Annotated in this window: 9 protein-coding genes and 1 pseudogene; 5 read left to right on the forward strand and 5 right to left on the reverse strand. The window is 63.5% G+C overall.

All coding sequences use genetic code 11. The features are described 5' to 3' along the window. A partial coding sequence (murB, locus tag RMO23_RS14835; RefSeq protein ID WP_309683093.1) for a UDP-N-acetylmuramate dehydrogenase occupies positions 1–1,001 on the reverse strand: 1,001 nt, incomplete at its 3' end. Between the two features lie 67 nt (positions 1,002–1,068). On the opposite strand from murB, the gene RMO23_RS14840 reads away from it, so the two are divergent. Both RMO23_RS14840 and RMO23_RS14845 read left to right on the forward strand, forming a co-directional pair. Further along, positions 1,069–1,554 (forward strand): YajQ family cyclic di-GMP-binding protein, encoded by a 486-nt coding sequence (locus RMO23_RS14840; protein WP_309683095.1) that lies wholly within the window; start codon positions 1,069–1,071, stop codon positions 1,552–1,554. Between the two features lie 79 nt (positions 1,555–1,633). Continuing rightward, the gene (locus RMO23_RS14845; protein ID WP_309683097.1) at positions 1,634–2,290 is read left to right on the forward strand and encodes a retropepsin-like aspartic protease; all 657 of its coding nucleotides are present in this window, start codon (positions 1,634–1,636) and stop codon (positions 2,288–2,290) included. Positions 2,291–2,360: 70 nt separating this feature from the next. On the opposite strand, the gene plsY is transcribed toward RMO23_RS14845, so the two are convergent. The 3 genes from plsY to RMO23_RS14860 all read right to left on the reverse strand — a co-directional run bounded on the left by plsY (position 2,361) and on the right by RMO23_RS14860 (position 4,810). Then, positions 2,361–3,008 (reverse strand): glycerol-3-phosphate 1-O-acyltransferase PlsY, encoded by a 648-nt coding sequence (gene plsY, locus RMO23_RS14850; protein ID WP_309683099.1) that lies wholly within the window; start codon positions 3,006–3,008, stop codon positions 2,361–2,363. 32 nt (positions 3,009–3,040) lie between these two features. Further along, on the reverse strand, positions 3,041–3,532 hold the full coding sequence (locus RMO23_RS14855) for an aminoacyl-tRNA deacylase (RefSeq protein ID WP_309683101.1): 492 nt from the start codon (positions 3,530–3,532) through the stop codon (positions 3,041–3,043). Positions 3,533–3,739: 207 nt separating this feature from the next. Continuing rightward, positions 3,740–4,810 (reverse strand): aldo/keto reductase, encoded by a 1,071-nt coding sequence (locus tag RMO23_RS14860; protein WP_309683104.1) that lies wholly within the window; start codon positions 4,808–4,810, stop codon positions 3,740–3,742. Positions 4,811–5,057: 247 nt separating this feature from the next. Here RMO23_RS14860 and RMO23_RS14865 point away from each other — a divergent pair, with 247 nt between their 5' ends. Beyond that, the gene (locus RMO23_RS14865; protein WP_309683106.1) at positions 5,058–5,723 is read left to right on the forward strand and encodes an OmpA family protein; all 666 of its coding nucleotides are present in this window, start codon (positions 5,058–5,060) and stop codon (positions 5,721–5,723) included. A 60-nt stretch (positions 5,724–5,783) separates the two neighbouring features. On the opposite strand, the gene RMO23_RS14870 is transcribed toward RMO23_RS14865, so the two are convergent. Further along, on the reverse strand, positions 5,784–7,571 hold the full coding sequence (locus RMO23_RS14870; protein ID WP_309683109.1) for an AMP-binding protein: 1,788 nt from the start codon (positions 7,569–7,571) through the stop codon (positions 5,784–5,786). Between the two features lie 26 nt (positions 7,572–7,597). Here RMO23_RS14870 and RMO23_RS14875 point away from each other — a divergent pair, with 26 nt between their 5' ends. After that, entirely contained in the window at positions 7,598–8,530 is a 933-nt protein-coding gene (locus tag RMO23_RS14875) for an alpha/beta hydrolase (RefSeq protein ID WP_309683111.1), read from the forward strand. Between the two features lie 71 nt (positions 8,531–8,601). Continuing rightward, positions 8,602–9,027 (forward strand): annotated as a pseudogene (locus RMO23_RS14880) (PCRF domain-containing protein); the annotation flags it as partial.

The following is a 9,027-nucleotide window of genomic DNA, read 5'->3' on the forward strand; positions in this document are numbered from 1 at the left end:
GTCATGACCTCGCCGCCCGTCACCGGGTGGCTGGCGCCGCCCCGGTTGACCAGCACCAACGCCTGCTTGTCGTAGACACCGGCGTTGCCGATGGACTTGCCCTTCCAGCCGCAGGCGTCGATCAGCCAGCCCGCCGCCAGCTTGACTGCACCGTCGGCCAGGTGGTAGTGCACGATTTTGGGCTCGCGCTGGATGATGTCGGCGCATTGCTCGGGCGACACGGTGGGGTTCTTGAAGAAGCTGCCGGCATTGCCGATGAGTTGCGGGTCGGGCAGCTTGGCCTTGCGGATGTCGCAAATCCACTCATAAATTTGTAGCGCGTCAGGCGCATGGTTATTGGACTGCAGCATCTTTTTCTCAATATCTGCATAGCCCGGCACGGCCTTCCAGGCTTTCGGCAGGGCAAAGCGCACATGGGTGATCAGCGCCCGGTCCTTCAGGCCAAAGCCGGCGATGCCCGCGCTGGCGGGCTGGCTGGCGGGCAGGCTGGTGTGCTTGAACACCGAATCGCGGTAGCCAAACGCGCATTGCGCGGCATTCAGCGTAAAAGTCTGGCCGGTGGCCAGGTCCACGGCGTCCAGCGACTCGAAACGGTCTTGCAGCTCCACGCCGTAGGCGCCTATGTTTTGCACCGGCGCCGCGCCCACCGTGCCCGGAATCAGCGCCAGGTTTTCCAGCCCTGGGTAGCCCTTGTTCAGCGTCCAGGTCACCAGATCGTGCCAGTTTTCACCGGCGCCGGCCTCCACAATCCAGGCCTTGGCAGTCTCGTAAGCCAGGTGCTTGCCCATGATCTCAACCTTGAGCACCAGCGGCTTGACATCGCCGGTCAGCACGATGTTGCTGCCGCCACCGAGCACGAATTTGGGGGCGGCCCGCAGGGCAGCATCCTGCAGCACGGCGGCCAGGTCTGCCGGGCTGCCCAGGCGCACCAGCGCGAGGGCCTTGGCGACGATGCCAAAGCTGTTGAATTGCTGGAGTGGAACGTTTTTCTCGACTAACATCATGGGATTGTCTCACCCCCTTCTCCACCTCTTTTTTCCCTATTCTTTCTGGAAAAGACGCCGCATCATGCCCTCCTTTGATACTGTTCTTGAAGCCGATCTGGTCAAGGTCAAAAACGCCGTTGAAAACACTGCCAAGGAAATCGGCACCCGCTTTGACTTCAAGGGCACGCCCGCCGCGATCGAGCTCAAAGACAAGGACATCACCCTGATTGGCAACAGCGATTTCCAGATTGACCAGATCAACGACATCCTGCGCAACAAACTCACCAAGGCCGGCGTCGACATCCGCTTTCTGGATGTGGGCAAGGTCGAGAAAATTGGCGGCGACAAGGTCAAGCAGGTGGCCCAGGTGCGTGACGGCATCGACACCGAGCAGGCCAAGAAAATCCAGCAGCTGATCAAGGGCAGCAAGATGAAGGTGCAGGCGGCGATTCAGGACGGCAAGGTGCGCGTCACCGGCACCAAGCGCGACGACCTGCAGGCCGCCATGGCCCTGATCCGCTCGGACATCAAGGATCTGCCGCTGAGCTTCGACAACTTCCGCGACTGAAAATATGGCCCCCACGCTTGTCGCTGCGCGTACTTCGCTGCCCCCCGAGGGGGCTTTTTCACCTTGGGGCGGCCCGGCGGTGAAACTTCCCTCTACGCTTGCCAGTTTTGTCCTGGTCGCGTGCGCTTTGCTACATGGCGCTGCCCAGGCCCAGTCCGTGGCGCTGGCCGGCATGATGGGCAGCAAGGCCTTGCTGGTGGTCGATGGCTCTGCGCCCAAGAGCGTGGCGGCCGGTGAGACCCATCAGGGCGTCAAGATCATTTCGACCGCGGGCGACCAGGCGGTGATTGAACAGTCGGGCAAGCGCCGCACCCTGCGCGTCGGTGATGCGCCGGTGAGCCTGGGCGGCAGCGCCTCGGCCGGGCGCGGCACCCGCATTGTGCTCAACGAAAGCGGCGGCGGCCACTACATGACGCCGGGGCAGATCAACGGCCGCGCCGTGCAGTTCATGGTCGACACCGGCGCCACCAGCATTGCCATGAGCGTGCAGGACGCCGAGCGCGCCGGCATCCCCTACAAAAACGGCCAGCCGGTGCGCATGACCACCGCCAACGGCAGCACCGAAGGCTTTCGCATCACGCTCAATTCGGTGCGGGTCGGCGAGGTCGAGGTGTTTGACGTGGCGGCGGTGGTGATTCCGCAGCCCATGCCGTTCTTGCTGCTGGGCAACAGCTTTTTGTCGCGCTTTCAGATGAAGCGCGAGAACAACCTCATGACACTCGACAAGCGCTACTAATTTGATAGCGCGTTACGCCCATTCCAGATGGGCTAGCGGCAATTTTTACCACTTTTTGGCTATTTTCGGGTTATTTCCCCGTTTTGGCGGCCGGTTTCGAGGCGCCCAGCTTGGACTCGGTGCCCTTGATCAGCTTGTTGATGTTTTCGCGGTGGCGGTAGACCAGCAGCGCGCTGATGACAAACAGCACCAGCAAGATGCTTTTGTCCACATACCAGGCGGCGCGGTCGCCAAACAGGTAATACAGCGGTGCAAACACCGCCGCCGCCAGCGAGGCCAGCGACGAATAGCGCGAAAAATACACCACGATCAGCCAGGTGCCCAGCGTGGCTAGGCCCAGCAGCCAGCTGATGCCCAGCAGCACACCGGCTGCGGTGGCCACACCCTTGCCGCCCTTGAAGCGGAAAAACACCGGGTACAGGTGGCCGAGGAAAGCCGCCAGGCCCACCGCCGCCACGGCGCCCTCGCCCAGGCCGTAGTCAGCGCCGTACCACTTCACCAGCACCACCGGCAGCCAGCCCTTCAGGCCGTCCAGCAGCAAGGTGACGGCCGCCGCCACCTTGTTGCCCGAGCGCAGCACATTGGTGGCGCCCGGGTTTTTGCTGCCATAGCTGCGCGGATCGTTCAGCCCCATCAGCTGGCTGACGATGACCGCAAACGACAGCGAGCCAATGAGATAGGCCAGCAGCACGGCGCCGGCCAAATATGCGTAGTTCAAGGCGATCTCCTCTTGGTGTTCTAGTTATCTTGCTATTCAATCAATGCGCACTGCACTGATTTTGCACCCAGCAGCGTGACGCAAACCTGCGGGTCAATACCCACCAGGTAGCCGCGCCGCCCGCCATTGATGGCGATTCCAGGCAAAGCCAGAATGCTTTCCTCGATGTACACCGGCATCGCCTTGCGCGTGCCAAACGGCGAGGTGCCGCCAACCAGGTAACCGCTGTGGCGGTTCGCGATTTCGGGCTTGCAGGGCTCGACCGACTTGGCGCCGATCTGCCGCGCCAGATTCTTGGTCGACACCTTGCGGTTGCCATGCATCAGCACCAGCAATGGTTTGGCATCCTGGTCCTGCATCACCAGCGTCTTGACGACGCAAAAAGGGTCCAGCCCCAGCACCGCCGCGCTGTGCTGGGCCCCGCCATGCTCCAGGTACTCATAGCGGTGCTCGGTGAACGCCACCTGATGGGCCTTGAGCCAGGCGGTGGCCGGGGTCTCGCTGACGTGATTCTTAGCCACCACGGTCGCTCACTCCGTGTAGCTCCCGAGGCCTTGCAGGCCGCGGCTCGCGAGACGCTTCGCCTCTGTCGCCTGTCCAAAGCTGCTCAAGCAGCTTTGGAGCCGCAGGCTCCAGCCCCTCGGGGGCCGCCCGCCTGTAGCCCGGCAAAGCCGGTTCCACGGCTCGAACTTGCAATTCGGGGATCACAGGCGCTGAGACATGTATGGAACTCACAGCGTCGGGTCGCGCGTTTCCCAGCGGATTTTGTCGATCCCGGCCAGCAGTTCGGGCGCCAGCGTCGTGCCCCAGGCCTGCAGGTTTTCATCAAGCTGCGCCACCGAGGTGACGCCGATGATGGTGCTGGTGACCTGCCACTTGCCGTAGCAAAAAGCCAGCGCCATCTGGGTCGGCGTCAGGCCGTGCTGGCGCGCCAGCGCGTTGTAGCGGCGTGCCGCCGCCAGCGCCTCGGGCCGGCCCCACCGCGGTTTGCGCACCGACACGAATTTGCCGCTGCGGGCTTCCCGCGGGGTTTGGGGGCCGTCAATGCCACTCTGGTCGTACTTGCCGGTCAGCAGGCCAAAGCCCAGCGGTGAATAGGCCAGCAGCGACACCCCGAGGCGCAGCAGTGTTTCGTCCAGTCCGTTTTCGACGCCGCGATTGAGCAGGCCATAAATGTTTTGCACCGTGGCCACGCGCGGCAGGCCGTGCTGCTCGGCCAGCCGCACAAACTCGTGCACGCCATAGGCCGTCTCGTTGGACAGGCCAATGGCGCGCACCTTGCCCGCCTTGACCAGCCCGGCCAGCGCTTCAAGCTGGTCATGGATGGACGTCACCCTGGCCGCGTTGTCCTTGGCCGGGTCGAAATACAGCGTGCCAAACAGCGGCACATAACGCACTGGCCAGTGAATCTGGTACAGGTCGATCACGTCGGTCTGCAAGCGTTTGAGGCTGTCCTCGCAGGCCTGCACGATGTCGGCCGGCGTCACTTCGGGGCTGCCGCCGCGAATCCAGGGCATGCCGCGCGCCGGGCCGGCGACCTTGGTGGCCAGCACCAGCTTGCTGCGGGCCGCAGGGTGCTTGGCGAGCCAGTTGCCAAGGATGGTTTCGGTGGCGCCAAAGGTTTCGGCCCGCGCCGGCACGGCGTACATCTCGGCCGTGTCGAGAAAATTCACCCCGCGCTCCAGCGCGCGGTCCAGAATGGAATGGGCCACAGCCTCGCCCACCTGCTCGCCAAAGGTCATGGTGCCCAGGCAAACGGGCGTGACCTGCAGGTCGCTGAAGCCGAGTTGAACTTTTTGCATGAATGGGGGCCTCAAAAAAACCCGGGCGGCGCCCGTTGTTGAAGTGTGAGCAGTTGTGACGGACTGCACAAAACACCTAGTTTAAGGGCTGCATTTCACCCTTGCGCGGGCCCAACTCGCGCACTTGTCTTACAACCGCTAACTATTCATCTGTGTAGCATTCAATGCGCGGCGTTTAAATGCGCCTTAGATGCTGCAGATTTTTGCAAATTTCAAACAAATTCATTCATTTCCGAGGAGCACTTCCATGAAAACACTCGCCTTCAAATCCCTGACCTGCGCAGCCCTGGCCATCGGCATTCTTTCGGGCTGCGCCGACATGAGTGAAACCCAGCGCGGCACGGCGCAGGGCGCCGGCCTGGGCGCGGTCGCCGGCGCGCTGATCGGTGCAGCCACGGGTGGCTCCAAGGGCGCGGCCCAGGGCGCGGTGCTGGGCGGCGCGGTGGGCGCCGGCGGCGGCTACATCTGGTCCAAGAAAATGCAGGACCAGAAACTGGCGATGGAAAGAGCCACGGCCGGTACCGGCGTTGCCGTCAGCCAGACCGCCGACAACCGCCTGAAGCTGGACATCCCGAGCGACGTGTCGTTTGACGTGGGCCGCTCGGCCATCAAGCCCAATTTTGCGCCGGTGCTGAACCAGTTTGCCACCAGCCTGAACCAGAACGCCGTGACCACGGTGACCATCATTGGCCACACCGACAGCACCGGCTCTGACGCCATCAACAACCCGCTGTCGGTAGACCGTGCCGATGCGGCCCGTGACTACCTGGTCAGCCGCGGCGTGGCCCGCACCCGCATCGTGACCGACGGCCGCGGTTCGCGCGAGCCGGTGGCCGACAACAGCACCCAGCACGGCCGCGACAAAAACCGCCGCGTCGAGATCTATGTGGCCGAGCAGGTCGCCGCGCGTTAAACCCGCCTTTTGATTTTAAAAAAGCACCTTCGGGTGCTTTTTTTTTGACGATTCCCCGGCTCAGGCGTTTTTAAGCCCCTCCTTGAAACGCTGCTCTTCCTGAAGGCGCAGCACCCGCCGCTGCACCTTGCCGGTCGTGGTCATGGGCAGCGCGTCGATGAATTCAATCTCTTTCGGGTATTCGTAAGGCGCCAGCAGGTTTTTCACGTGGGCCTGCAGTTCGGCCACTATATTTGCATCAAACTGGTCGCCAGCCAAGGCGGAACTTGCTCTATCAGCTATCAAATCAGGAGCAAGCACGACATAGGCCTTGACCACCGCGCCGCGCTCGCGGTCGGGTTTGGGCACCACCGCCGCGTTGGCCACGGCCGGGTGCTTGACCAGGCAGTTCTCGATTTCACCGGGACCGATGCGGTAACCGGCGGCCTTGAACACATCGTCGGCCCGGCCTTCGTACCAGAGGTAGCCGTCGGCGTCAGCCCGCGCCAGGTCGCCGGTGCGGCACCAGTCGTCCGGCCCATTTGTGCCAGCGAACTTGGCCTGCGTGGCGGCCGGGTTCTTCCAGTAACCCAGAAAGAAAATCGGGTCGGGGTCGCCGTGCACGTCATGGCGGTTGACCGCCACATCGCCCGACACGCCGACGGCGCATTCCTTGCCGTCGTCGTCAATCACCGCGACCCGGTGGCCGGGGTAACCCTTGCCCATGCTGCCGGGCCGGGCCGGCCAGTGGACGGCGCAGTTGCCGACCACATAGTTGATCTCGGTCTGGCCAAACATCTCGTTGACCACCACGCCGAGCTGGTCGCGGCAGTAGCTGAACACCGCATCGCCCACCGCTTCACCGGCGCTCATCAGGCCTTGCAGCTTCAGGCTGAACTGCTGGCGCGGCCGCGGGTAGGCCTTCATCATGGCCTTGAGCGCGGTGGGGAACAAAAAGCTGTGCGTCACGCCCTGGCTTTGCATCAGGTTGAAGGCCAGTTCCGGGCTGAAGCGGCCATTGAAGGCGACGATGGGCCGGCCGAAATACAGCGTGGGCAGCAGCGCATCCATCAGGCCACCGGTCCAGGCCCAGTCGGCCGGGCTCCAGAACACCGCGTTCGAGCTTTGGTTGCCTTTGCCGTCAAAGCCAAACCAGTTCTGGCTGCAGACGAATCCGCTCAGGTTGCCGATCAGCGCGCGGTGCGGAATCAGCGCGCCCTTGGGCGGGCCAGTGGTGCCGCTGGTGTAAATCAGCACGGCCGCTTCATCGGCCCGGGTGCTGACGGCGTCAAAAGCCCGCCCCGACAGCGCGGCCAGGTAGTCGGCGTAGTCGGCGTCGCCCTGCCCGGCCGCCGCCCCCACCGCCACCACGCTGCGCAGCGCCGGACACTGGCCGCGCACCGCCTGCAGGCTGGCGATGGCGCTTTCGTCGCAAACAGCCACCACGGCCTCGCTGTCATGCAGCCGGTACTCCAGCGCCTCGGGGCCAAACAGCATGGACAGCGGCATGGCGACGGCGCCCATCTGAAACACCGCCATGTAGGCCACGGCGGTTTCAAGGCGCTGCGGCATCACGATGGCGACGCGGTCGCCACGCTGCACACCCAGGCCCGCCAGCGCGTGGCTCAGCGCATTGGCGGCCTGCTGCAGCTCGAAATAGGTATGAAACAGGCCTGCAGCCCCCGGTTTATATGCGCGGATAGCTATTCTTTCAGTAGCACCCGGCAGGTCGGCCCGGGCCCAGCGGCGGCAGCAGACCTCGGCGATGTTGAAGTGCTCATCAACCTGCCAGCGAAAGCCCTGGTGCAGCGCGGCGTAGTGGTCGGGCGCGTTGCCTTGTCCCTTGTCCCTGTGTTGACTGCGTTTCAAGCGCGCTCTCCTTATGATGGCCTTCAATGTACAAAGAAAAGCGTTCCTTCCGCAGCGAGTTTGCCCCAATACGCGGGCTCAACTACCACGTTCAGTTCTGGGGCGAGCCCCTTGCCCGCACGGTGCTGCCGCCGCTGGTGCTGGTGCACGGCTGGATGGACGTGGCCGCCTCTTACCAGTTCATGGTCGATGCCCTGTCAGACGCGTTTGCGCAGGGCCGCACCATCATTGCGCCCGACTGGCGCGGCTTTGGCCAAACCACGCTGGCCCGGCCGGGCCACCAGGCGGACGCCTACTGGGCGCCTGACTACCTGGCCGACCTCGATCTCTTGCTTGATCACTATGTCGGCGACACGCCGGTGGACCTGGTCGGTCACAGCCTGGGCGGCAACATCGCCATGCTGTATGCGGGTGTGCGGCCCGCGCGCATTCGCAAGCTGGTCAATCTGGAAGGCTTTGGCCTGCCCGCCAGCCAGCCGAGCCAGGCACCGGGGCGCTACGCCAAATGGATGGACGAACTCAAAAGCCTGCACCGCGGCGAGCTGGCCCTGAAAGCCTATGACGATGTGGATGGCGTGGCGCGCCGCCTGATGAAAACCAACCGACGCCTGTCGCCAGAGAAAGCCGGCTGGCTGGCCAGCCACTGGGCGCGACCCAACGCCCAGGGCCAATGGCAGATTCTGGGCGAGCCTGGCCACAAGATCACCAGCGCCCAGCTCTACCGGCTGGACGAGGTGCAGGAGATTTACCGCCGCATCAGCGCGCCCGTGCTGGCGATTGAAGCCTCCGACGACTCGCTGGCCCTGTGGTGGAAAGACAAATACAGCCTGGCCGAGTACCACGAAAGGCTCAAGCAGGTGCCCAACGCCACAGTCGCCGTGGTGCAGGACGCCGGCCACATGCTGCACCACGACCAGCCCGAAGCGCTGGCCATCCTGATTGAGGGCTTTTTGACTTGAGTGATTGCCGGTCGTGAGAAAATCACGGGTTAGCCAACCTCGGCCCCACCCACCTTCAGGATTGAACTCTCATGGAAGCAGAACACATCAACGCCATCGGCAACCAACTGGCAGACCTGAGCACGCGGGTCAATGAACTTCGGGGGTATCTTTGACTACCCTGCCAAGGAACGAAAACTGAACGAAGTCAACGCCGCGCTGGAAGACCCCAAGGTCTGGGACAACCCCAAGCGCGCGCAGGAACTCGGCCGGGAAAAAAAATCGCTCGAAGACGTGGTGCATGTGATTGACCGGCTGAGCAGCGAACTGGCCGACAACACCGAACTGTTCGGCATGTCGAAAGACGACGGCGACGAAGCCGGCATGCAGGCGATCGAGGGCGAAGCCGCCAAGGTCGCGCTGGAAGTCGAGAAGATGGAATTTCGCCGGATGTTCAACAACCCGGCCGACCCGCTCAACGCCTTCCTCGACATCCAGGCTGGCGCCGGCGGCACCGA

Source organism: Polaromonas sp. (assembly GCF_031411155.1).
Taxonomy (GTDB): Bacteria; Pseudomonadota; Gammaproteobacteria; order Burkholderiales; family Burkholderiaceae_C; genus Polaromonas.

Coding starts and splice junctions, on each gene's coding strand:
- RMO23_RS14865 (WP_309683106.1), top strand. CDS start 5,058: ATGAAAACACTCGCCTTCAAATCCCTGACCTGCGCAGCCCTGGCCATC.
- RMO23_RS14860 (WP_309683104.1), bottom strand. CDS start 4,810: ATGCAAAAAGTTCAACTCGGCTTCAGCGACCTGCAGGTCACGCCCGTT.
- RMO23_RS14840 (WP_309683095.1), top strand. CDS start 1,069: ATGCCCTCCTTTGATACTGTTCTTGAAGCCGATCTGGTCAAGGTCAAA.
- RMO23_RS14875 (WP_309683111.1), top strand. CDS start 7,598: ATGTACAAAGAAAAGCGTTCCTTCCGCAGCGAGTTTGCCCCAATACGC.